The organism is Acidovorax sp. FG27, from assembly GCF_040365715.1.
In the GTDB taxonomy this organism is placed as follows: domain Bacteria; phylum Pseudomonadota; class Gammaproteobacteria; order Burkholderiales; family Burkholderiaceae_C; genus Paracidovorax.
On sequence record NZ_BAABVY010000011.1, the window covers coordinates 148,321 to 172,207 of the forward strand.

General features: G+C 70.0%; 20 protein-coding genes and 1 other RNA gene. 11 read left to right on the forward strand and 10 right to left on the reverse strand.

Translation table 11 applies throughout. The features are described from left to right. The first annotated feature begins 42 nt into the window (after positions 1-42). From ABWV53_RS15795 to ABWV53_RS15815, 5 genes are all read left to right on the forward strand, one after another. The gene (locus ABWV53_RS15795; RefSeq protein WP_353367101.1) at positions 43-792 is read left to right on the forward strand and encodes an electron transfer flavoprotein subunit beta/FixA family protein; all 750 of its coding nucleotides are present in this window, start codon (positions 43-45) and stop codon (positions 790-792) included. Between the two features lie 26 nt (positions 793-818). Continuing rightward, complete coding sequence (locus ABWV53_RS15800) at positions 819-1,763, forward strand: electron transfer flavoprotein subunit alpha/FixB family protein (RefSeq protein WP_353367102.1); 945 nt, start codon at positions 819-821, stop codon at positions 1,761-1,763. 52 nt (positions 1,764-1,815) lie between these two features. Next, a complete protein-coding gene (locus tag ABWV53_RS15805; RefSeq protein ID WP_353367103.1) occupies positions 1,816-2,607 on the forward strand; it encodes a class II aldolase/adducin family protein in 792 nt (263 codons plus the stop codon). A 42-nt stretch (positions 2,608-2,649) separates the two neighbouring features. After that, a complete protein-coding gene (locus ABWV53_RS15810; RefSeq protein WP_353367104.1) occupies positions 2,650-3,645 on the forward strand; it encodes a Bug family tripartite tricarboxylate transporter substrate binding protein in 996 nt (331 codons plus the stop codon). A 143-nt stretch (positions 3,646-3,788) separates the two neighbouring features. Continuing rightward, a complete protein-coding gene (locus ABWV53_RS15815; RefSeq protein WP_353367105.1) occupies positions 3,789-4,148 on the forward strand; it encodes a hypothetical protein in 360 nt (119 codons plus the stop codon). Positions 4,149-4,197: 49 nt separating this feature from the next. Here the strand turns inward: ABWV53_RS15815 and ABWV53_RS15820 are convergent, their stop codons facing one another. Further along, positions 4,198-4,989, reverse strand: coding sequence for a TetR family transcriptional regulator C-terminal domain-containing protein (locus tag ABWV53_RS15820; RefSeq protein ID WP_353367106.1), 792 nt, complete (start codon positions 4,987-4,989; stop codon positions 4,198-4,200). 301 nt (positions 4,990-5,290) lie between these two features. Between ABWV53_RS15820 and ABWV53_RS15825 the strand changes: the two genes are divergently transcribed. The 5 genes from ABWV53_RS15825 (at position 5,291) to ABWV53_RS15845 (ending at position 12,353) form a co-directional block, all read left to right on the forward strand. Beyond that, positions 5,291-6,643, forward strand: a complete 1,353-nt coding sequence (locus ABWV53_RS15825) for an NAD(P)-dependent oxidoreductase (RefSeq protein WP_353367107.1) — start codon at positions 5,291-5,293, stop codon at positions 6,641-6,643. Positions 6,644-6,701: 58 nt separating this feature from the next. Continuing rightward, positions 6,702-8,009 (forward strand): NAD-dependent dihydropyrimidine dehydrogenase subunit PreA, encoded by a 1,308-nt coding sequence (gene preA / locus ABWV53_RS15830; protein ID WP_353367108.1) that lies wholly within the window; start codon positions 6,702-6,704, stop codon positions 8,007-8,009. A 34-nt stretch (positions 8,010-8,043) separates the two neighbouring features. Beyond that, the gene (locus tag ABWV53_RS15835; RefSeq protein ID WP_353367109.1) at positions 8,044-9,534 is read left to right on the forward strand and encodes an NCS1 family nucleobase:cation symporter-1; all 1,491 of its coding nucleotides are present in this window, start codon (positions 8,044-8,046) and stop codon (positions 9,532-9,534) included. Positions 9,535-9,561: 27 nt separating this feature from the next. After that, positions 9,562-11,031: a dihydropyrimidinase gene (gene hydA / locus ABWV53_RS15840; RefSeq protein WP_353367110.1), complete on the forward strand. Its 1,470-nt coding sequence runs from the start codon at positions 9,562-9,564 to the stop codon at positions 11,029-11,031. A gap of 68 nt (positions 11,032-11,099) precedes the next feature. After that, a complete protein-coding gene (locus ABWV53_RS15845) occupies positions 11,100-12,353 on the forward strand; it encodes a Zn-dependent hydrolase (RefSeq protein WP_353367111.1) in 1,254 nt (417 codons plus the stop codon). 35 nt (positions 12,354-12,388) lie between these two features. Here ABWV53_RS15845 and ABWV53_RS15850 read toward each other — a convergent pair whose 3' ends face one another. The 6 genes from ABWV53_RS15850 to cysK form a co-directional block, all read right to left on the reverse strand. Continuing rightward, complete coding sequence (locus ABWV53_RS15850; protein WP_353367112.1) at positions 12,389-14,152, reverse strand: NAD(P)/FAD-dependent oxidoreductase; 1,764 nt, start codon at positions 14,150-14,152, stop codon at positions 12,389-12,391. Positions 14,153-14,249: 97 nt separating this feature from the next. Continuing rightward, the gene (locus ABWV53_RS15855) at positions 14,250-15,365 is read right to left on the reverse strand and encodes a J domain-containing protein (RefSeq protein ID WP_353367113.1); all 1,116 of its coding nucleotides are present in this window, start codon (positions 15,363-15,365) and stop codon (positions 14,250-14,252) included. 39 nt (positions 15,366-15,404) lie between these two features. Further along, positions 15,405-16,469: a lysylphosphatidylglycerol synthase transmembrane domain-containing protein gene (locus tag ABWV53_RS15860; RefSeq protein ID WP_353367114.1), complete on the reverse strand. Its 1,065-nt coding sequence runs from the start codon at positions 16,467-16,469 to the stop codon at positions 15,405-15,407. A 26-nt stretch (positions 16,470-16,495) separates the two neighbouring features. After that, positions 16,496-17,776 carry a cardiolipin synthase ClsB gene (gene clsB / locus ABWV53_RS15865; protein WP_353367115.1) on the reverse strand — a complete coding sequence of 427 codons (1,281 nt, stop codon included), beginning with the start codon at positions 17,774-17,776 and terminating at the stop codon, positions 16,496-16,498. Then, positions 17,773-18,537 carry an endonuclease/exonuclease/phosphatase family protein gene (locus ABWV53_RS15870; RefSeq protein WP_353367116.1) on the reverse strand — a complete coding sequence of 255 codons (765 nt, stop codon included), beginning with the start codon at positions 18,535-18,537 and terminating at the stop codon, positions 17,773-17,775. The genes clsB and ABWV53_RS15870 overlap by 4 nt, the downstream gene beginning before the upstream one ends. A gap of 192 nt (positions 18,538-18,729) precedes the next feature. Further along, positions 18,730-19,647 (reverse strand): cysteine synthase A, encoded by a 918-nt coding sequence (gene cysK / locus ABWV53_RS15875; protein WP_353367117.1) that lies wholly within the window; start codon positions 19,645-19,647, stop codon positions 18,730-18,732. A 162-nt stretch (positions 19,648-19,809) separates the two neighbouring features. On the opposite strand from cysK, the gene rnpB reads away from it, so the two are divergent. Next, positions 19,810-20,271: RNase P RNA component class A (gene rnpB / locus ABWV53_RS15880), an RNA gene on the forward strand. A 34-nt stretch (positions 20,272-20,305) separates the two neighbouring features. Here rnpB and ABWV53_RS15885 read toward each other — a convergent pair. From ABWV53_RS15885 to ABWV53_RS15895, 3 genes are all read right to left on the reverse strand, one after another. After that, entirely contained in the window at positions 20,306-21,529 is a 1,224-nt protein-coding gene (locus ABWV53_RS15885) for a M48 family metallopeptidase (RefSeq protein ID WP_353367118.1), read from the reverse strand. 13 nt (positions 21,530-21,542) lie between these two features. After that, positions 21,543-22,793 carry a YjgN family protein gene (locus ABWV53_RS15890; protein ID WP_353367119.1) on the reverse strand — a complete coding sequence of 417 codons (1,251 nt, stop codon included), beginning with the start codon at positions 22,791-22,793 and terminating at the stop codon, positions 21,543-21,545. 91 nt (positions 22,794-22,884) lie between these two features. Further along, positions 22,885-23,883 (reverse strand): tyrosine recombinase XerC, encoded by a 999-nt coding sequence (locus ABWV53_RS15895; protein WP_353367120.1) that lies wholly within the window; start codon positions 23,881-23,883, stop codon positions 22,885-22,887. Positions 23,884-23,887: the final 4 nt, after the last annotated feature.

A 23,887-nucleotide genomic window follows, 5' to 3' on the forward strand; every position in this document is an offset into this window, starting at 1 on the left:
CTTTCACACCCTCTATCTCTCTTTTCAGCAAAAGGTCATCCCATGAAAATCCTGGTCCCGGTCAAGCGCGTGGTGGACTACAACGTGAAGGTCCGCGTGAAGTCGGACGGCACGGGCGTGGACATCGCCAACGTCAAGATGAGCATGAACCCCTTCGACGAAATCGCGGTGGAAGAAGCCGTGCGGCTGAAGGAAAAAGGCGTGGCCACCGAAGTCATCGCCGTGAGCTGCGGCGACGCCAAGTGCCAGGAAACGCTGCGCACCGCCATGGCCATCGGCGCGGACCGCGGCATCCTGGTGGAAACGACGGAAGAGCTGCAGCCGCTCGCCGTCGCCAAGTTGCTCAAAGCCCTGGTGGACAAGGAGCAACCCCAGCTCGTCATCCTCGGCAAGCAGGCCATCGACGACGACTCCAACCAGACCGGCCAGATGCTCGCGGCCTTGGCCGGCCTGCCGCAGGCCACCTTCGCCTCCAAGGTCGAAGCCACGGGCGACACGGTGAACGTCACCCGCGAAGTCGATGGCGGCCTGGAGACCCTCGCGCTCACGCTGCCCGCCGTCATCACCACCGACCTGCGCCTCAACGAGCCGCGCTACGTCACGCTGCCCAACATCATGAAGGCCAAGAAAAAGCAGCTCGACACCGTCAAGCCCGAAGACCTGGGCGTGGACGTCAAGCCGCGCCTGAAGACCCTGAAGGTGGCCGAGCCCGCCAAGCGCGGCGCCGGCGTCAAGGTGCCCGACGTCGCCGCCCTGGTCGACAAGCTCAAGAACGAAGCCAAAGTGATCTGAACAGACTGAGACAAGGAATACACGACATGACCGCACTCGTCATTGCAGAACACGACAACGCCGGCATCAAGCCCGCCACCCTCAACACCGTCACCGCAGCTCTCGCCTGCGGCGGCGACGTCCACATCCTCGTGGCCGGCCAGGGCGCCGACGCCGCTGCCCAGGCCGCAGCCCAGATCGCAGGCGTTGCCAAAGTCATCCAGGCCGACGGCGACAGCCTCAAAGACGGCCTCGCCGAGAACATCGCCGCCCAGGTCCTCGCACTCCAGGGCAATGGGGCAGGCAACTACAGCCACATCCTCTTTCCCGCCACCGCCGGCGGCAAGAACGTGGCGCCCCGCGTCGCCGCCCAGCTCGACGTCGCGCAGATCAGCGACATCACCGCCGTGGTGAGCGCCGACACCTTCGAGCGCCCCATCTACGCGGGCAACGCCATCGCCACTGTGCAAAGCAGCGACCAGACCAAGGTCATCACCGTGCGCACCACCGGCTTCGACGCCGCCGCCGCCACGGGCGGCAGCGCCGCCGTGGAAAGGGTGGACGCCGCAGCCGACTCCGGCAAGAGCCAATTCGTCGGTCGCGAAGTCACCAAGAACGACCGGCCCGAACTGACGGCCGCCAAGATCATCGTCTCGGGCGGCCGGGCGCTGGGCAGCGCGGAGAAGTTCAACGAAGTCATGACGCCGCTGGCCGACAAGCTGGGCGCGGCCATCGGCGCGAGCCGCGCGGCAGTCGACGCGGGCTACGCCCCGAACGATCTGCAGGTGGGCCAGACGGGCAAGATCGTGGCGCCGCAGCTCTACATCGCGGCGGGCATCTCCGGGGCGATCCAGCACCTGGCGGGCATGAAGGATTCCAAGGTGATCGTGGCGATCAACAAGGACGCCGAGGCGCCGATCTTCAGCGTGGCCGACTATGGGCTGGAGGCGGATCTGTTCACGGCCGTGCCAGAGCTGGTCGGTCGCATCTGACAGCCTTCCCGCCCGGCATATCCCACTCCCCTTGCATGGAAGGACGATTTCGATGAACGCGACCCTTGCATCCATCACCGACCCCGCCGCAGCGTCCGGCGTGCGCGCCCAGGTCACGCCCGAGGAATGGCAGACCCGAGTCGAGCTGGCCGCCGCCTACCGCCTGGTGGCCCACTTCGGCTGGGACGACCTGATCTTCACGCACATCTCCGCGCGTGTGCCGGGCGAGCCGGAGCAATTCCTCATCAACCCCTACGGCATGCTGTTCGACGAGATCACGGCCTCCAGCCTGGTCAAGGTGGACCACCACGGCGAACCCGTCATGGCCACCGAGTACGACGTGAACCCGGCGGGCTTTTTGATCCACAGCGCCATCCACGAAGCGCGGCCCGAGGTGCAGTGCGTGCTGCACACCCACACGCAATACGGCGTGGCCGTGTCGGCGCAGGAGGGCGGGCTGCTGCCGATCTCGCAGCAGTCGATCTTCCCGCTGGCGAGCCTCGCCTATCACGGCTACGAAGGCGTGGCGCTGAACGACGACGAGCGCCCCCGCCTCGTGGCCGACCTGGGCAGCCGCAACAGCATGATCCTGCGCAACCACGGCCTGCTGACCTGCGGGCGTGGCGTGCCCGAGGCGCTGCTGGCCATGTACACGCTGGAATCGGCCTGCCGCATCCAGATCCTGGCGCAAGCCGGCGGTGGCGTGCTCACGCGGATTCCGGGCGAGATCATCGCCAACTCGGTGCAGCAGTCGCGCCAGGTCACCAAGGGCAAGGGCGCCGGCCTGGCCTGGCCCGGCCTGCTGCGCCGGCTGGACCGCATGGACCCGAGCTACCGCACCTGAGCCGTCAGGGCTGAACCACCCAAAAACAGGAGACGACACGCCATGCCATCCCTTCCTTCTCGACGCCACTTCCTGCAGGCCGGCTCCGCCGTCGCGGCCGGCGCCCTGCTGCCGCTGGCGCCAGCCCGTGCGCAGGGCGCCTGGCCCGCCAAGCCGATCCGCATCGTCGTGCCGTACACGGCGGGCGGCTTCACCGACCAGATGGCGCGGCTGCTGCAGGTCGGCCTGCAGCAGCGCCTGGGCCAGCCCATCGTGGTGGACAACAAGCCCGGCGCCAACAGCATCATCGGTGTCGACGCGGTGGCCAAGGCCGCGCCGGACGGCTACACCTTCGGCGTGTTCATCGCCGCCTATGCGGCCAACACCACGCTTTACCCCAAGCTCCCGTACGACCCGCAGAAGGACCTGACGGGCGTCTCGCTGATGGGCGTGTCCCCCCTGGTGGCGGCCGTGTCGATGAACGCGCCCTTCAAGACCATGGCCGAGCTGGTGGCCTACGGCCGCGCCAACCCGGGCAAGATCAGCTATGCCTCGTCCGGCAGCGGCTCGGCCGCGCACCTCACGTCGGAGCTGATGCGCATGGTGACGGGCGTGGAGATGGTGCACGTGCCGTACAAGGGCGCGTCGCCCGCGCTGGCCGACCTGATGGGCGGGCAGGTGCCGCTGTTCCTGGACCCGCCGCCCAACCTGATCCAGCCCGCCAAGGCCGGCAAGATCCGCCTCATCGGCGTGGCGAGCGACAAGCGGCTGCCGGCGCTGCCGGATGTGCCCACCTTCGCCGAGCTGGGCTTTCCGGCCCTGGTCGGCAGCACCTGGGCCGCGATGCTGGCGCCCGCCGGCACGCCGGTGGACATCGTGCAGCGCATGTCCGAGGAGGTGGCGCGCATCGTCCGCAGCCCGGAGGTGAGCCGGCGCATGGAGCAGACCATGGGCACCTTCCCCGAAGGCTCCACGCCCAAGGAGTGCGACGCCTTCATCGCCGCGGAAACCACCAAGTGGGCGAAGGTGATCCAGTCGGCGGGCGTGAAGCCGGACTGACTGGCGGGCCGCCTGCCACGGGCTGAAGCGCCCCGCTGGTCCACCCCTGTGGTTTGCCTTTCTTTACAGGGCGGGCGTGCGCTGAGTGCCGCCGGGGCGCGTTGAAACTCCATCCCCATGGCTCAAGGACTGGAGCGTTGCATATGGTGTTCAAGACGGATCGGAACCGCCTCGGCGGGATGGGCGTGGCCGCTGCCCTGGCAGCCGCCCTGCTGGCAGGCTGCGCCGCACCGCCGCCCCCGCGGCATGTGGTGGTGCAGGAAGAGGCCGTCGTCGTGGCGCCCTCGGCCCCGCCTGCGCCCTATGTGGAGACGATCACCGTGGCGCCGTCACCGGCCCATGTGTGGGTGGGCGGGTTCTGGGAATGGAGCGGGGGCCGGTATGCCTGGCGGCCCGGCCACTGGGCCACGCCGCCCAAGCCGGGCTGGGTCTGGGTGCCGCACCGCTGGGAGCCGGGCCCGGGCGGCTGGCACATGCGGCCGGGCCATTGGGCCTACCGCTGATACGGCCTTGCCTTCCATCGTCTGACGCAAGTTGGTTCGCCCCGCCGTGCTAGGGCACTGTCTTCGGCTTCCCGCCAGGTGATCCGATGAAAGGCGAACCCGCAGGCGCGGCTGAAGCGCCTACGGGTTCGCCGCCGGCCTGGCTGCCGCGAGAGGGCGCCTCCAGGCCTTTCAGCACCAGGTGGCAGAGCAGCGTCTCTGCATGCTCGTAGTCGCGCTCGCTCAGAGCGGGCTGGCCCAGCAGCAGCGCGAACTGGGTCTGCTGGTCGGCATAGGCCTGCGTGACCGACCAGATGATGAACATCAGGTGCATGAAGTTCACCCGGGCGATGCGGCCTTCGCTGGCCCAGCGCTCGAAGGTGCGCACGTCGTTCTTCAGCACCGGCCCGACCCGCGCCGCGATCACGTCGGCATAGCGCGGGGCGCCGGCGATCACCTCCCGGGCGAATACCTTGGCGGCATCGGGCCGCTCCAGCGACGACCGCAGCTTCGCGCGGATGTACTGCCGCAGCGCCGCCTGCGGCTCGTCGCCCTGTGACATGGCTTCCATGCCCGAGAGCCATTGCGTGAGCACGTCGTCGAGCACGCGCAGGTAGAGCGCTTCCTTGCTCGGAAAGTAGTAGAGCAGGTTGTGGCGGCTGATGTTCGCGGCCGCCGCGATGCTTTCGAGCGAGGCGCCTTCGAAGCCGACCTGGGCGAACTGGCGCTCGGCTTCGGCGAGGATGGACTGCTCCTTCTTCAGCCGGGCAGCGCTGGGCTGCCGGATGCCTGCCGGGGGAATCTCTGGAGAGGTGCGCTGGTGCACAGGCACCGGGCGCCGGGTGGACGGGGGACGGCTCATCGCACCATTGTGGGGTGAATGCGGAAGGCTTTGCCTGGCATGCCGCTTGCAGATGGGTTTTTACTGATTGGTAAATTTTTACCAAGCGGTAAATTGACCAACAGGCAGGGCGACGGTTTCGCCGATGACACCTGCCACACCCCGTGAGGCCCCGATGAAAGCTCCGCAGATCGCACGCACGTGCGCCGGGTTTGTCGCCTGCGCATGCCCCATGCCGCGCCGAAAACGTTCGGGCCTCCGCCTTGCGCGATCGCGCTCGCGCATCCCCCACGACTGATCCCCCTCTGCTGGAGAAAATCCGATGGAAACGACCGCAAGCCGCGCCTGCGGCGTGCATGCCGCACGCCTGAACCTGGCAGATTACGCCGTGAATTTCAGCGACGCGCACCCGCCGCTCACCCGCGCGCAGGCCCTGGTGGAGGCCGAGCGCTGCTATTACTGTTTCGATGCGCCGTGCGCCACGGCCTGTCCCACGGGCATCGACATCCCGTCCTTCATCCACCGCATCGCCCAGGGCAACGAGCGGGGCGCGGCGCAGGCCATCCTGGAGGCCAACCCGCTGGGCGGCATGTGCGCCCGGGTCTGCCCGACCGAGGTGCTGTGCGAAGAGGCCTGCGTGCGCAACGCGCACGACGACAAGGCCGTCGAGATCGGCGCGCTGCAGCGCCATGCCACCGATGCCTACTTCGCTCAGCCCGGCGCGCCTCTCTTCACCCGCGCCGCGCCCACCGGCAAGCGCGTGGCGGTGGTGGGCGCAGGGCCGGCGGGCCTTGCCTGCGCGCACGGCCTGGCGCGGCGCGGGCACGACGTGGTGCTGTTCGAGGCCCGGCCCAAGCTGGGCGGTCTGAACGAATACGGCTTGGCCAGCTACAAGACCACGGGCGGCTTCGCGCAAAAGGAGGTCGAGTGGCTGCTGTCCATCGGCGGCATCGAGGTGCGCTGCCGCCAGGTGCTGGGCCGTGACATCACCGTCAATGGCCTGCTGCAGGCCTACGACGCCGTGTTCCTCGGGCTGGGGCTGGCCGGCGTGAACGCGCTCGGCATCGCCGAGCCGCAGTTGCAGGGGCTGCGCAACGCGGTGGATTTCATCGCCGACATCAGGCAGGCGGCCGACCTTTCCGCCGTGCCGGTGGGCCGGCGCGTGGTGGTGATCGGCGGCGGCATGACGGCGGTGGACGCGGCGGTGCAGGCGCGCAAGCTGGGCGCCGAGGAAGTGACCATCGTCTATCGCCGCGGGCCGGACGGCATGTCGGCCTCGGCGGTCGAGCAGCAGTGGGCGCAGACCAACGGCGTCACGATCCGCCACTGGGCCGCGCCGCAGGAGTTGCTGGGTGGGGACGGCGTGGTGCGCGGCATGCGCTTCGCCGCGACGGCGGTGGATGACACGGGCCGGCTGGCCGCGACCGGCGAGACCTTCGTGCTGGAGGCCGACATGGTGCTCAAGGCCATCGGCCAGAGCTACCTGCACGAGCACGCCGGCCCCGCCATCGCGCTGCAGGCCGGCCGCATCGCCACCGACGAAGAAGGTCGCACCAGCGTGGCGCGTGTCTGGGCCGGTGGCGACTGCCGTGCCGGCGGGCGCGACCTGACCGTGGAGGCCGTGGAGCACGGCAAGGTAGCTGCCGCCTCCATCCACCAGGCCCTGCTGGGCTGAAGCGCCGCCCAGCCCCACGAACCGAACCGAACAGAACACCGAACGACAGGAGCCGCACATGGCCGACATCCGCAGCGAATTCCTGGGCATCCGCAGCCCCAACCCGTTCTGGCTGGCCTCGGCGCCGCCCACCGACAAGGAGATCAACGTCACCCGCGCCTTCGAGGCCGGCTGGGGTGGCGTGGTCTGGAAGACCCTGGGCGAAGACCCGCACGTGGTGAACGTGAACGGGCCGCGTTATTCCACGCTCATGTCGCAGGACCGGCGCGTGATCGGCCTGAACAACATCGAACTCATCACCGACCGGCCGCTCGCCGTGAACCTGGAGGAAATCCGCCGCGTGAAGCGCGCCTGGCCCGACCGCGCCATGATCGTCTCGCTGATGGTGCCCTGCGTGGAAGAGAGCTGGAAACGCATCCTGCCCATGGTGGAAGACACCGGCGCCGACGGCATCGAGCTGAACTTCGGCTGCCCGCACGGCATGAGCGAGCGGGGCATGGGCGCGGCCGTGGGCCAGGTGCCCGAATACATCCAGATGGTGACGGCCTGGTGCAAGCAGTACAGCCGCCTGCCGGTGATCGTGAAGCTCACGCCCAACATCACCGACGTGCGCCACCCCGCGCGGGCCGCCAAGGCGGGCGGGGCGGACGCGGTGTCGCTCATCAACACCATCAATTCCGTCATGGGGGTGGACCTGGAACGCATGGCGATGAGCCCCCACACCGGCGGCTGGGGATCGCACGGCGGTTATTGCGGGCCGGCCGTCAAGCCCATCGCGCTCAACATGGTGGCCGAGATCGCGCGCGACGCACAGACCGCCGGCCTGCCCATCAGCGGCATCGGCGGCATCACCACCTGGCGCGACGCGGCCGAATACATCGCGCTGGGCTGCGGCACGGTGCAGGTCTGCACCGCCGCCATGGTGTATGGCTTCAAGATCGTGCAGGACCTGTGCGACGGCCTCTCCAACTTCATGGACGCGCACGGCTATGCCTCCATCGACGACTTCCGGGGCCAGGCCGTGCCCACCGTCAAGGACTGGAAGCAGCTCGACCTGAACCACATCGAGAAGGCGGTGATCGACCAGGACGCCTGCATCGGCTGCGGCCGCTGCCACGTGGTGTGCGAGGACACGTCGCACCAGGCCATCACCTTCGACAAGCTGGGCGGCGTGCGCCGCTTCGAGGTGAACGAGGCCGAGTGCGTGGGCTGCAACCTGTGCGCCTCGATCTGCCCGGTGCCCGAGTGCATCAGCATGCGCAGCCTGGCGCCCGGCGAGGTCGATGCGCGCACCGGCAAGCTGGTCACCGGCGAATACGCCAACTGGACCACGCACCCCAACAACCCGCAGCGCGTGGCGGCGTAAGGCCCCCTGTCCACAACGTACCGGAGACACTTCCATGAACACCGTGCAACCCCCCGGCTCCCACAGCGAGCTCTGGAACGAGGACCTGGCCCCCACGCAGGCGCACCAGCGCACCTGGCGCTGGTACCACTTCGCGGCGCTGTGGGTGGGCATGGTGATGTGCATTCCCGCCTACACCCTGGCCGCCAGCCTGATCGAGAGCGGCATGTCGTGGGGGCAGGCTGTGGGCACCGTGTTCCTGGGCAATCTCATCGTGCTGGTGCCCATGCTGCTGATCGGGCATGCGGGCGCCAAGCACGGCATTCCGTACGCGGTGCTGGCGCGCTCTTCGTTCGGCACGCGCGGCGCCAAACTGCCGGCGCTGCTGCGGGCCCTGGTGGCCTGCGGCTGGTACGGCATCCAGACCTGGTTCGGCGGCATGATGATCTACACGCTGGCCGGCGTGCTGATCGGCCATCCGCTGGAGGGCGAGAAGATCGCGGGGCTGGGCATCAACCTGGGGCAGCTCGTCTGCTTCCTGGTCTTCTGGGCGATCCAGTTCTACTTCGTGGTGCACGGCATCGAGTCGATCCGCAAGCTCGAGACCTGGACGGCCCCCATCAAGATCGTGATCTGCTTCGTGCTGCTCTGGTGGGCATACGACAAGGCCGGCGGCTTCGGCCCCATCCTCCAGCAGCCCTCGCAGTTCGCCCCCGGCGGGGCGAAGGCCGGACAGTTCCACTCAGTGTTCTGGCCGTCGCTCACCGCCATGGTGGGCTTCTGGGCCACGCTGGCGCTGAACATTCCCGACTTCACCCGCTTCGCCAAGTCCCAGCGCGACCAGGTGGTGGGCCAGGCCATCGGCCTGCCCGTGCCCATGGGGCTGCTGGCGGCGCTGGCGGTGATCGTCACCTCCGCCACGGTGGTCATCTACGGCAAGGCCCTCTGGGACCCGGTGGACCTGGCCAGCCGCATGACGGGCGCGGCCGTGCTGATCGCGCTCATCATCCTGCTCATCGACACCGTGAGCGTGAATCTGGCGGCCAACCTGGTCGGCCCCGCTTACGACTTCTCGGCGCTGAGCCCCTCGCGCATCAGCTACCGGGTGGGCGGCTACATCACCGTGGGCATCGCCATTGCGATGATGCCGTGGAAGATCCTCGAATCCACCCAGGGCTACATCTTCACCTGGCTCATCGGCTACTCGGCGCTGCTGGGGCCGGTGGCCGGCATCCTGATGGTGGACTACTACCTCATCCGCCGCACCGAGCTGGACGTGAAGGCGCTCTATGCCGATGACGGCCCCTACCGCTACCGCGGCGGCTGGAACGCGGTGGCCGTCGTCGCCTTCGTGCTGGGCGTGGCACCCAACGTGCCGGGTTTCCTGAACGCCGCCTTTCCCGCCGCCTTTCCGGGCGTGGGCGAGGTCTTCAAGCAGATCTACGCCTATGCCTGGTTCATCGGCCTGGCCATCGCCGCCGTGGTGTATCGCCTCGGCATGGCGGGCCGGATGCAGCCCGCGCCCGCGGCATCGCGCCGCGCCTGACAACCCCTTTCTCCCAGGAGACGAGCCATGACCCCAACCCCTTCGAAAGCCCTGCTGATCCGTGGCGGCACCGTGGTGAACGCCGACCGCGAGGAGCGCGCCGACGTGCTCTGCGTGGACGGCCGCATCGCCGCCGTGGGCGAGACCGCCGCCGCCCAGGCGCCCGCCGGTGCCGAGACGCTGGACGCCAGCGGCCAGTACGTGCTGCCCGGCGGCATCGACCCGCACACGCACATGCAGCTGCCGTTCATGGGCACCGTCACCATGGACGACTTCTTCACCGGCACGGCGGCCGGGCTGGCGGGCGGCACCACCAGCATCATCGACTTCGTGATTCCCGACCCCCAGGAGCCGCTCATGGACGCCTACCGCAAATGGCGCGGCTGGGCGGAAAAGTCCGCGGCGGACTATTCCTTCCACGTCGCCGTCACCTGGTGGAGCGAGCAGGTGCATGCCGACATGGGCACCCTGGTGCGCGAGGAAGGCATCAACAGCTTCAAGCACTTCATGGCCTACAAGAACGCCATCATGTGCGACGACGAGACGCTGGTGAACAGCTTCAAGCGTGCGCTGGAGCTGGGGGCCATGCCCACCGTGCATGCCGAGAACGGCGAACTCGTCTACCTGCTGCAGCAGGAAGTCGCCAAGATGGGCATCACCGGCCCCGAGGGCCACCCGCTGGCGCGCCCGCCCATGGTGGAGGCCGAGGCCGCCAACCGCGCCATCGCCATCGCCGACGTGCTGGGCGTGCCGATCTACGTGGTGCACGTGAGCTGCGCGGAGGCGGCCGAGGCCATCGCCCGCGCCCGGGCGCGCGGCCAGCGCGTGTTCGGCGAGGTGCTGGCCGGCCACCTGCTGGTGGACGACAGCGTGTACCGCGACCCCGACTTCGCCACCGCCGCCGCCCACGTGATGAGCCCGCCCTTTCGCTCGCGCGCGGGCGGCCACCAGGAGGCGCTGTGGCGCGGCCTGCAGTCGGGCCAGCTGCACACCACCGCCACCGATCACTGCACCTTCTGCGCCGCGCAGAAGGCCATGGGGCGCGACAACTTCGCCAAGATCCCCAACGGCACCGGCGGCGTGGAAGAGCGCATGGCCGCCATCTGGGACGGCGGCGTGAATACCGGCCGGCTCACGCCCAGCGAGTTCGTGGCCATCACCTCCGCCAATGCCGCCAGGCTGTTCAACATCTACCCGAGGAAGGGCTTCGTGGGCGCGGGAGCCGATGCCGACCTGGTGCTGTGGGACCCGGAAGGCACCAAGACCTTTTCCGCGAAGACGCAGCACAGCAAGGGCGACTTCAACATCTTCGAAGGCCGCACCGTGCGCGGCATTCCCAGCCACACCATCAGCCAGGGGCGGGTGGTGTTCGCGCAGGGCGATCTGCGCGCCGAGCGGGGCGCGGGCCGCTACCTGCCGCGCCCGGCCTTCGGCCCGCAGTTCCAGGCCCAGCAGCGCCGCACGCAGGACCTGGCGCCCACGGCGGTGGCGCGTTGACTTGTCGCCCGTGTAGTGAACCAGCCAGGCCGGCGCCACGCTTCCTTCCCCCTATTCCGGAGACCACCATGGATACGAAAGTGACAACAGACACCAGCCACCTGCGCATCAACGGCGAACGCCTCTGGGATTCGCTCATGGAGCTGGCGCAGATCGGCGCCACGCCCAAGGGCGGCGTCTGCCGGCTCACGCTCACCGACCTGGACAAGCAGGGCCGCGACCTGGTCACGCGCTGGGCGCGCGAGGCGGGCATGTCCGTCACCATCGACAAGATCGGCAACGTCTTCATGCGCCGCCCCGGCCGTAACGACAGCCTGCCGCCCATCATGACCGGCAGCCACATCGACACCCAGCCCACGGGCGGCAAGTTCGACGGCAACTACGGCGTGCTGGCCGGCATCGAGGTGGTACGCACGCTCAACGATCACGGCATCCAGACCGAGGCGCCCATCGAGGTCGCTTTCTGGACCAACGAGGAAGGCAGCCGCTTCGTGCCAGTGATGATGGGTTCGGGCGTTTTCGCCCGTGCCTTCACGCTGGAGCACGCCTACGCCGCGACCGACACCGAAGGCAAGACCGTGAAAGGCGAGCTGGAGCGCATCGGCTACATCGGCGACCAGGAGCCGGGCGACCATCCCATCGGCGCCTATTTCGAGACGCACATCGAACAGGGCCCGGTCCTCGAGGACAACGACAAGACCATCGGCGTGGTCAGCGGCGTGCTGGGCATCCGCTGGTTCGACTGCACCGTGACGGGCATGGAGGCCCATGCCGGCCCGACACCCATGGCCCTCCGCAAGGATGCGTTGTTCGCCGCCACCCGCATCATGCAGGACGTGGTCGCGGCCGCGCACCGGCACCCGCCGCACGGCCGGGGCACGGTGGGCATGGTGCAGGTCTTCCCCAACAGCCGCAACGTCATTCCCGGCCGGGTCAAGTTCAGCATCGACCTGCGCAACAGCACCGACGCGCTGGTCGATGCGATGGCGGCCGAGGTGAAGGCCCTGGCCGAACAGGTGGGCAAGGAGCACGGCGTGCAGGTGCAGATCGATCTCGTCTCCAGCTACCCCGCGCAGCAGTTCCACGCCGAATGCGTGGAGGCCGTGGGCCGCGCCGCCGCCCGGCTGGGCTACAGCCACATGCCGGCGGTGTCCGGCGCCGGGCACGACGCGGTGTACATGGCCAAGCTGGCCCCGGCCGGAATGATCTTCATCCCCTGCAAGGACGGCATCAGCCACAACGAGATCGAGGACGCCAAGCCCGAGCACATCACCGCAGGCTGCAACGTGCTGCTGCACGCCATGCTGGAACGCGCGGGATAGCAGGGAAGGGTGCGCGGGGCGCGGCGCCTGAACCCTCAGGCCGCCTGGCCCAGCAGCGCACGGGCCACGGCCTCGCCCACCTTGATGCCGTCCGCCCCGGCCGACAGGATGCCGCCCGCGTAGCTGGCGCCTTCGCCGGCGGGGTAGAGGCCGGCGGTGTTCAGGCTCTGCAGGTTCTCGCCCCGGCCGATCTTCAGCGGCGACGAGGTGCGCGTCTCCACGCCGGTCAGCACGGCGTCGTGCATGTCGTAGCCGCGGATCTTCCTGCCGAAGGCGGGCAGGGCTTCGCGCATGGCATCCGTGGCATAGGCGGGCAGCGCCTCGCGCAGATCGACCATCGTCACGCCCGGCTTGTACGACGGCTCCACGCTGCCCAGCTGCGTGGAGGCGCGTTGTGCCAGGAAGTCGCCCACCAGCTGCGCGGGGGCGTTGAAGCTGCTGCCGCCCAGCAGGTAGGCGTTCGATTCGAGCTGCCGCTGCAGCACGATGCCGGCCAGCGGATGGGCCTGGCCAGCCGCCAGCGCCTCGACGCCATGCGTGCCGCCCAGAGCCGCGGCGAAGGCCTCGGCATCGTGCGGATAGTCGCGCGGGTCGATGGCCACGACCATGCCGGCGTTGGCGTTGCGTTCGTTGCGCGAATACTGGCTCATGCCGTTGGTGACCACGCGGCCGGGCTCGCTGGTGGCTGCCACCACCGTGCCGCCCGGGCACATGCAGAAGCTGTACACCGCGCGGCCATTGCCGGCGTGGTGCACCAGCTTGTAGTCGGCCGCGCCCAGCAGCGGGTGGCCGGCATGGCGGCCCCAGCGCGCACGGTCGATCACGCCCTGCGGGTGTTCGATGCGCACGCCTACCGAGAACGGCTTGGCTTCCATGTGCACGCCCCGGTCGTACAGCATGGCGAAGGTGTCGCGCGAGCTGTGGCCCAGCGCCATCACCACATGGTCGGCGCGCATGGTGTGCGACTGGCCGGTGGCCTGGTCCAGCACCTGCAGGCCGCGCAGATGGCGCTGGCCGCTCGCGTCTCGTTCCACCACCACGTCGGTCACGCGCTGCTCGAAGCGCACCTCTCCGCCCAGGGCGATGATCTGCTCGCGCAAGGTTTCCACCACCTTGACCAGCTTGAAGGTGCCGATGTGCGGGTGGGCGACGTAGAGGATCTCCGGCGGCGCGCCCGCCTGCACGAATTCTTCCATCACCTTGCGGCCGAGATGGCGCGGGTCCTTGATCTGGCTGTAGAGCTTGCCGTCGCTGAAGGTGCCTGCGCCGCCCTCGCCGAACTGCACGTTCGACTCGGCGTGCAGCGCGCGCTTGCGCCACAGGCCCCAGGTGTCCTTGGTGCGCTCGCGCACCGGCTTGCCGCGCTCCAGCACGATGGGGCGAAAGCCCATCTGGGCCAGCACCAGCGCGGCGAAGATGCCGCAGGGCCCGAAGCCGACGACGACCGGGCGGTGCGCCAGGTCCGCCGGTGCCCGGCCCACGGGCCGCCAGGCCATGTCGGGCGTGGGCTGGATGTGCGGATGGGCCGCATGGCGGGCCAGCAAGTCGGGCTCCTGCGCCGGGTCGGCCAGGGTGACGTCGAGGATGTAGACCGCCAGCAGCTCGGGCTTGCGCGCGTCGAAGCTGCGCTTGTGGACATGCAGGTGCGCCAGCGCGCCCTCGGGAATGCCGAGCAGGGCCGCCGCCTGCGCGAGCAGGGCGGCGACGGGGTGGGCGTGCGGGTTTTCGGGGGAGTCGGCGGTACCGGCGTCGGCCGGCAGGGCCGCCAGCGGCAGCTTGATTTCTGAGAGACGGATCATGGCGTGCAGGCCCGTGGCTATCGGGCGTGTGGCAGGTTCGCGGGGGCGCCCATGATACCGAAGGGGCGCGTTGTCCGTGCGCCGCGGCGCCGCCGGCTTACCGGTCGCGCCACGCGGCGCTCTGCGCCTTCAGCCAGCGCTTGAGCTCGGCCGGGTGTTCCAGGGCGCGGCGCTGCATCCGCCAGTCGGCGATGTCTTCGTGCAGCTGCTGGGCCTGCACTCGCAGGTGCTTGTCCAGCGACTGGGGCGACAGCTGACCGGGCGCCGTCAGGCCGAAGCGGGCCTTGAAATCGTCCTGGATCGCGCGCACCTCGCGCTGCAGGCCGGCCAGCTCAGCCGCCAGGGCCTGGTTGTAGTGCGCCAGCCGCTCCTCGCCCAGCCGGGCGAGATGGTCCGGGTCGATCTGCTGCACCTCCAGCTGCAACTGCAGCAGCTCGGTCAGATTCTCGTCCGCGTAGGCCCGGTTCACCCGCTGCATCAGCGCGGTCTTGCGGTCGCGCTGCGCAGGGTCGGGCTCGCGATCCGGGTGCAGTGCACTGGCCAGTTGCCGATAGACCGAGCGCACCGACTGGCCGGCCTGCTGGGCGGCTTCCTGCTCGCGCCGCTCCCGGGCCGTGGGCTTCCTGGCGCGCTGGGCGCGGTGGCGCTGGCGCTCGGCCTCCACGCGGGCCCGGTCGGCGCGCATCTGCGCTTCCACGCGCTCCAGAATGGCTTCCGGCGAGTCGTCTTCCGGCCCGTCCACGCTCGGCCCCTCGGGGGCCGTGGGCGCTGGCGCGGCCGGTGCCGGCGCGTCCTGCGGGCCATAGCGCGCATGTAGGGCCTGCATGGCGGCACGGGTGTCCTCGTCCAGCACGCCTTCGGCCAGGTAGGCGGACATGCTGGCGATGACCTCGCCCACCGTCTGCTGCATGGACTTGCTGAGACCCATGCGCCCGGTGGCCTCGGTATCCAGCCACTGCACCAGCTCCACGTGGATGGCGTGGTAGTCGCGGATCAGCGGCTGCAGCTCGCGGGCGTAGCGCTGCTGGTAGGCGGCGATGGCGGCATTCCAGGTGCCGAGTTGCGCGCGCTCTTCGCCGATCCGCTCCACCAGGGTGTTGAACTGCTGCTGCGATTCGGACAGCGGCGGCGGCGAGACCGCGTCCGCGATGCCCACCCGTGACGGAATGGCAATGGAGGCTGAAGGCGTCGAGGTTTCGCGGGGGCCGGACATGGGGCGATCATGCCTGCGCGCAGGCGGCGCGGCGCCGCATCACAGGGCGTGCGTGGACGGCCGCGAGCCGTTCGCCGCAGCCGTCGCCCCATGCATGGCCTCGGGCGGCGCAGCCCGGCGGCGCCACCAGATCTCGGTGGCCGCGAACGCCAGGGCCGCCAACGCCAGCGGCGCGAAAAAGTAGAGCGCCCGATAGGCCAGCACGGCCGCCAGGGCCTGCGGCGCCGGCATGTAGGCGGACAGCACGGCCGTGCCCACGGCCTCCAGCACGCCCAAGCCGGCGGGAATGCGCGAGATCACCCCGGCCACGGCGCCCAGCAGGATCGTGGCGAGCGCGGCCGCGTAGGGTGCCTGCTGCTGGGTCAGCCACCACAACGCGGCGGCCATCAGCATCCAGTTGGCGGCCGACACGGCCACCTGCAGCAGGCCCACCGGCCAGCGCGGCATGGGCAGCGGGTGGTCGCGCACCACCAGGGGTTCGCCCCGGCGCCACGCGCAGAGCACCAGGTAGGCCAGGCTGACGCAGGCCAGCGCCGTGCCGGCCCAGCGCAGTTGCTGCGCACCCACGGTCCACCCCTCGGGCAGCTGCGGCGTCCAGGCCCAGAACACGGCGCCCGCCAGGGCGAAGTAGCCCAGCCAGTTGGTCAGGATGGACAGGCCCACGATATGGCCGATGTGGGCCAGGCTCACGCCCTGGCGCGAATAAAGCCGGTAGCGGGCGCTCACCCCGCCGATGACCGACCCCAGGTTCAGAGTGAACGGGTAGGCGATCAGCGTGATGCCCATGGTGCGGGCCACCGTCAGGCCGTGGCCGGTGTAGTGGCGGCCGAAGAGGTCGAAGGTGCTGTAGAGCAGGTGGCTGCTCCAGGCCAGCGCGCCGGCCGTCAGCACCACGGCGGGGGGCAGGGCGAGAAACGAGTGCCACACCGACCCCCAATCCACCCGGCTGCCCTGGTGCCACAGCAGGTACACCACGAAGCCGATGAAACCCCCCGTCAGCCCCGTCAGCAGCCAGGGCCACCAGCGCTGACGGCGCAACCGGGCGAATCGGCCCGCCAGCCCCGGCCGCTCGGGTGCCGGCGACGTGGGCTGCGAAGACGGCATGGCAGGCGGGCGCCGGGGCTCGCGCTTCACTGCGCGCCCGACGGGCGCTGCGAGGCTTCGGTCGCCAGGGCGGCTTCGTCCACCAGGGAGATTTCCGGCTCGTGCCTGGGCAGCCAGCCCGCCCAGGTGGGGAACCAGCGCATCAGGTGGAACACGCAGTAGCTGCGCACCAGCCGCAGCCCTTCCCAGCGGCCCTTGGGCTCGGGTTCCACCTGCTTGCAGCTGTGCTCCATCAAGTGCGCCAGGCGCTCGTACAGCCGCCGGTTGAAGCCCGCGTCGCGAATGATGACGTTGGCCTCCAGGTTGAGCGACAGGCTCAAGGGGTCGAGGTTGCTCGAGCCCACGGTGGACCATTCGTCGTCCACCAGCGCCACCTTGCCGTGCAGCGGCCGGTCGCAGTATTCGTAGATGCGCACGCCGGCACGCAGCAGGTGGTCGTACAGCAGGCCGGCGGCGGTCTTCACGATGGGCATGTCGGGCTGGCCCTGCAGGATCAGCCGCACGTCCACGCCGCGCTGGGCGGCGCGGCGCAGTTCGCGCACAAAGCGGTAGCCGGGAAAGAAGTACGCGTTGGCGATGACCACGCGCTTGCGGGCCGAGCGCAGCGCGATGCGGTAGTGCCGCTCGATGTCGTTGGTGTGGTTGTGGTTGTCGCGGGTGACGAAGAGGGCCTGGGCCGGCCCGGCGTGGGGCGTGTCGGCCGCCGCCTTGTTCTGCTTCCACTGGCGCAAGCGCCGCCGCTGCTTCAGCGGCACCACGGCGTCCTGCACGAAGGCGTGCATCTGCGCCACCAGAGGGCCGCGCACCTCGACGGAATAGTCCTGCTTGGCCTCGGGGCCGAAGTCGGCCACGTGGTCGGCCGAGTAGTTGATGCCGCCGATGAAGGCGCGCTCGCCGTCCACCACCACGATCTTGCGGTGCATGCGGCGCAGCACGTTCAGCCGCTGGCCGAAGAGCTGGCGGCCCGGGTCGAAGATGCGGAAATGCACGCCGGCCTCCACCAGCTCGCCCACGAAGCGGTCGGACAAGTCGGGCGAGCCGAAGCCGTCCACCAGCATGTGCACCGTCACGCCGCGCCGGGCGGCTTCCAGCACGGCGGCATGCAGCTGCAGGCCGATCTTGTCTTCGAAGAGGATGAAGGTTTCGAGCCACACCTCGCGCTTCGCCGCGCGGATCGCGTTGAACACGCGGGGAAAGAATTCCTCGCCGTTTTCCAGCAGGTCGAAATCGTTGCCCGGCACCCAGCGGCTGCCGGCGCCGCGCTCGCCGCGTGCGGCGCCACCCTGCGCGGCGGAAGGGCCGCTCACAGCGCGATCTCCGCCGCCAGCGGCGCATGGTCGGAGAGGCGGTCCCAGGGCTTGCGCGGCAGCGTGACAGGGGTGAGCACGGAAGCGTTGCGCACATAAATGCGGTCCAGCTGCAGCAGCGGCATGGACGCCGGAAAGGTGCGCACAGCCTTGCGCCCGCCCTGCATGAATACCTCGTGCAGGCCGGCCCCCTTCTTCAGCACTTCGTGGGCACGGCCCCGCCAGTCGTTGAAGTCGCCGGCCAGCACCACCGGCTCATCCGGGTCGAACGTGGCCACCAGGTCGCAGATGCGGCGCAGCTGCCGCTGGCGGTGCGCTTCCTGCAAGCCCAGGTGCACGCAGATGGCATGCACCGGCGTGGGGCTGCCGGGCGGCTGCAGCACGCAGTGCAGCATGCCGCGGCGCTCGGGGCCGGTCACCGAGATGTCGTGGTTTTCGTAGTGGGTGATGGGGAACTTGGAGAGCAGCGCATTGCCGTGGTGCCCGTTGTCGTACACCGCGTTGCGGCCATAGGCATGCTGCTGCCATATCGTATCGGCCAGGAATTCGTAATGCGGCTCCTGCGGGAAGTTCTCCACGCGGCCGGCATGCTTGTGGTGCGTGCCCAGCACCTCCTGCAGGAACACCAGGTCGGCCGACACCTCGCGCACGGCGTCGCGCAACTCGTGCAGCATGAAGCGGCGGTTGAAGCTGGTGAAACCCTTGTGGACGTTCACGGTCAGCACCTTGAACGCAATGGGCTTTGGGGTGGCGGTGTCCATCAGTTCGATCGCAAAAGGGGCAGGTGCGTCGCCGAAAGGGCGGGCGGTCTGCGGTGGTCGATTGTTCCAAATCGGCCCTTCCACCCCCTGTAGGACGGGTGGCCGACCCCTTGACGCTGCATGCCGGAAACGCCTGCACAGCCGCGCCGTGGCGGCCCCGCAGGCCCCGTGGCCAGGGCGGCCGTGCGCCGCTCAGCCCGGCAGGAAGCCTTCGACCGACAGGTAGCGCTCGCCGGTGTCGTAGTTGAAGCCCAGCACCCTGGCGCCGGCCGGCAGCTCGGGCAGCTTCTGCGCGATGGCCGCGAGCGTGGCGCCGGAGGAAATGCCCACCAGCAGGCCTTCTTCGCGCGCGGCGCGGCGGGCGTATTCGCGGGCCGGTTCGGCATCGACCTGGATCACGCCGTCCAGCACCGTGGTGTCCAGGTTGGCGGGAATGAAGCCCGCGCCGATGCCCTGGATCGGATGCGGCCCGGGCTGCCCGCCGGAGATGACGGGCGAGGCCACCGGCTCCACCGCGAACACCTTCAGCTGCGGGAACTTCGCCTTCAGCACCCGACCCACGCCGCTGATGTGGCCGCCCGTGCCCACGCCGGTGATGACCGCGTCCAGCCCCTCGGGGAAGTCCGCCAGGATCTCCTGCGCCGTGGTGCGCACGTGCACGTCGACGTTGGCCGGGTTTTCGAACTGCTGGGGTACCCAGGCGCCGGGCGTGCTGGCGGCCAGCTCCTGCGCGCGGGCGATGGCGCCCTTCATGCCCTTTTCCTTGGGCGTGAGGTCGAACGTGGCGCCGTAGGCCAGCATCAGGCGGCGGCGCTCCAGGCTCATGCTCTCGGGCATCACCAGGATCAGCTTGTAGCCCTTCACGGCCGCGACCAGCGCCAGGCCGATGCCGGTGTTGCCCGAGGTCGGCTCGATGATGGTGCCGCCGGGCTGCAGGGTGCCGCTGCGTTCGGCGTCTTCCACCATCGCCAGGGCGATCCGGTCCTTGATCGAGCCGCCCGGGTTGCCGCGCTCGGATTTCACCCACACGTTGGCGCCGGCGCCGAAGAGGCGGTTGATGCGCACATGGGGCGTGTTGCCGATGGTTTGCAGGATGTTCTGTACGGGCATGGCATCTCCGAAGAAAAAGTGGAAGGGGTGGAAAGCGAACGGGAAACGGCGATCATTGTGGGCCAGCCCAACTGCCGTTCGGCAATATGGTTATGCCCCGCACCAGGGGCACCTGGCCGCCCCGCCGTGGCCCGCCCGATCGGATGGGATAATGCGCGCCGTGAAGCACGCCAGACCGTCGCTGGTGCCGTATGGAAACCTGGCACTGGAGGAACGTCCGGACTGCACAGGACAGCGTAGCAGCTAACGGCTGCCCACCGTGAGGTGAGGATCAGAGCAACAGAGACGAGTTTGGGTACGGACAGCCACGGAGTGTTCTGTGGGTCGCCAGCGCAAGCTGGCGCCGGATGGCGTAAGCCAGACGGTTCCCGGCGAAAGCCGGGAAAGCCCACAGCCACCTTGGGCGCGTTCCGCGCCCAAGGTGAAACGGGCAATCTCTACGCGCAGCAATACCAAGTAGGCCAGCCACGGGAGCAGGGCAATCTCTCCCGACCTTGTGGTTCCGCAGGGCGAGCTGGCGGGTAGGTAGCATCGAGCCGGGTGGGCGACCCCCGGCCCAGAGTAATGGCGGTCACACCCGGGCAACCGGGTGCACAGAATCCGGCTTATCGGCGCGCTTCACACTTTCTTCCATCGAGGCCCCGCGCGGGCGCGGCCGTCAGCGCGCGCAGCCCGCCAGCGAGCCCGTCCGCAGCGCCTGGGCGCGCTGCACCGTGTCCGGGTGGCTGCTCAGAAGCGACAGCACGGAGGCCTCCCGGGCGCGGGGGCTGGATGCCGGCCGCGATGCGGGGGCCGCCGCCGGGCCCCCACCTTCATCCTGGCCCTTCTCCTGATCGCGCTCCTCCCGCGCCAACGCCAGCAGCAGGTCGGCCATGGGCGCGGTGGGGAGCCGCGCCTCGCCCATCAGCGCCACGGCAAAGCAGTCGGCCTCGCGCTCGTGGCTGCGGCGGTAGGCCAGGCCGGTCAGCAGGGCGCTGCCGGTGGACAGCAGCGCCGACACGTCGCCCAGCGCCAGCCCGAGCCCGACGTTGAGCACGCCCTGCTCGACCAGCAGGCGCGTGGTGTGGCGGTGCGCCACGTGGCCGATTTCATGCGCCAGCACGCCCACGATGGCGGCGTCGCCCAGCTGCCGGCCTTGCGCCTCGCGTACCAGGTCGTCCGTCACCACGATGGCGCCGCCGGGCAGCGCGAAGGCATTGGCTTGCATGCCCGACCGGAACGACAGCGTGTAGCGCGGCGCGTAGCCGCCATAGCGCTGCAGGGCCGGGGGTGCCTGGGCGACGAGGTTGTCGAAGCGCTGGCGCAGCTCGGCCTGGCGTGCGGCGGGCAACTGGCTGGGTTGGAGGTAGCCGTCGTCCATGCGAGCGAGCGCGTCGCCGGCGAGCGCGATCTCCCACGACAGCGGCACGAAGCGCGTGAGCTGGGTGGCGGCCCAGGGCGTACCGTAGCGGTAGAACAGCGTGAGCCCCACGGCCGCGAGGGCCACCACCGCCGCAAGGGTGGTCCAGCGCGTCTGCATGCGGTGCGCCAGGGTCGGCCGCTGGCCGGCCGCCCGCAGCGCGGCGTGCCAGCGCGGGGCGTCGTCCACCTCCAGGCTGCCGCCGTCCTGCAGGTCCACCACCAGGCGCTGCTGCACGCGCTGCGCGTGCCAGGTCTCCGGCCAGCCGACCTGGGCGTGGCGGTAGGTCAGCGGTGCCGCGCCGCCGCCGCCCTGCACCGGCTGCACCGGGTGCAGCACCAGCGAGGGGCCCTGCGCCGTGGGCCAAAAGCCGACCAGCGCCGGCCTGGGCCGGCTGCTGCGGCCGTCGTACCAGCGGGCGGGCACCAGGTCGCCGCCCGCCCAAGGCGTGTTCGCGGTGGCGGCAGGTCGGGGTTGCGGCATGCGGGCGGCGTCTTCAGCCGACCAGGTCCAGCCCGGCGGCGTCGGCCAGCGCGTCGCCGATGCCGTCGCGCTGCTGCTCCACCAGGCGGCCCGCCACCTGGTCCACGCCGCCCTTCACGTACAGCGTGACCGATTCCAGCTTCATGCGGTACTCGCTCACCATCGCGAACGGGCGAAAGAAGCCCAGCGTGAGCGCGGTGAAGAGCATGTTGCGCAGCCGCAGGGCCACGTAGGAGCCGGTGCGCAGCTGGCACTTGAAGCGGGCGATGCGGCCCAGCCCGACGTTGTCCCACGTCAGCTGGAACATGCGTGCCTCGCGGTACGCACGGGCGGGGGCGGTGGCCACCAGCACCATGAAGAGCGCCACTACGAACGACACGATGATGGCGATGAGCAAGAAGAGGCCGAAGCCACCGCTGCGGGCCGCCGCCGCCCATGCCACGATGCCGCCCGCAGCGGCGGCCACCAGGGCCGACAGCAGCACCGCGCAGAGGATGAACACGGCCACGGTGGCGAGCCAGATCTTCACGAAATCCATGTAGACGGGCTTCCAGCGGCCGGGCTCGTCGCCCAGCCGGGCGCGCAGCACCAGCAGGCTGCGGTAGTTGTATTCGAGGCGGATGACGCACAGCACCGACAGCACCAGGCCCAGCGCCAGCAGGCCCCACATGGGCGCGGTGATCTGGCCGGGCAGGCGCCTGCCCCGGGCGGGGTCGGGAGGGATGTCCTGCCACATCGCATGCAGGCCGTACGAGACCACGATCCAGATCAGCGCGAAGGCGAATACCGGCCAGCTGGCCCGGTAGATCTCGGCCCAGCGCGCGGTGAACTGCAGGCGCAGGCCGCGCCAGCGCGTGTTGCCCAGCCGAAATCGCATGGCGCTGCCCCAGATGAAGGGCGCCAGCAGCGCGCCCCCCAGGATGAACAGGCCCGCCACCAGGTCCTGCCCCGTGTTGGCCGCGATCTGGTAGGCCACCGTGATGCCGACCAGCACCAGGAACCCCACCACCATGCGGCGCTGCTGCGCGGTGAATTCCAGCGGGCTCCCCGCCACCAGCGTGTGGCCGTAGAAGTACTGCGCCGTGCGCCGGCGGGCCCACGGGGTGTAGAGGCCCAGCGTGACGATGGTGAGCAGCAGGTTGACGATCCACACCCGGAAATACTCGCCGCCCTGCCCGGTGAATCGCATCGGATGGGCTTCGATCTCCTGCGAGACGAAGGGCGGCCGCAGGCCGGCACGGTCGGTCGTTGGATGGATGCGCATGGCTCCCTCTTTTTGGAATGGCGCGCAGTGTATAGCAGCGTTTTTGCGCTGCCTCCCGCAGTGCCCCGGTACCGGGGCGGATGCTGCCCGCTCAGTCCTTCCTGCTGCGCCGCGCCCGCGGGTGGGCGGCGTCGTACACCTTGGCCAGGTGCTGGAAATCCAGGCGCGTGTAGACCTGCGTGGTGGTGATGTTGGCGTGGCCCAGCAGCTCCTGCACGGCGCGCAGGTCGCCGCTGGACTGCAGCAGGTGGCTGGCGAAGGAATGCCGCAGCATGTGCGGGTGCACCGGCGTGGTCAGGCCCGCCACCTGGCTGCGCTGGCGCAGGCGCAGCCACACCGACTGCGCGGTGAGCCGCGCGCCGCGCTGGCCGACGAAGAGCGCCGCATCCAGCCGGGCCGACGCCGCACCGCCGAAGGGCAGGGCGCGCTGGGCCAGCCAGGCCTGCAGCGCGGTGATGGCCGCGCCGCCCACCGGCACGCTGCGCCGCTTCGATCCCTTGCCGAAGACATGCGCCTCTCCCGCCTGCAGGTCTATCCAGCCGCGCCCGGCGCGTTGCGTGTCCGGGCCGGGCAGGGCGTCCAGGCCCACCAGCTCGCCCACGCGCAGGCCGCAGCCGTAGAGCAACTCCACCATGGCGGCGTCCCGCGCCTCCAGCCAGGGGTCGCCGCCGGCATGTTCGTGTTCGGCCAGGCGCACCGCGTCGTCCACCGGCAGCGCCTTCGGCAGGGGCTTGGGCGCCTTGGGCGCGCGCACGTCCAGCACCGGGTTGTGCGGCACCAGGCCCTGCCGGCCCGCCCAGGTGAAAAAGCCCCGCCAGCCCGAGAGGATCAGCGCGATGCCGCGCCCGCTGCGCCCCGCCGAATGCATCTGCGCGACGAAGCGGCGGATGTGCGCGGTGGACAGCTGCAGCAGCGGCACGCCCACGTCCGCCGCGTGGCGCGCCAGCCGCTCCAGGTCGAGCGTGTAGAGGGTGAGCGTGCGCGCCGCCAGACGCTTTTCGACCCGCACGTGCTCCAGGTAGCGCAGCGCCTCGGGCGGCAGCGCGGCCGGTGGGTGGCCTGTGCCGGGATCGGCTGGGGCGGCGGTCATGTCG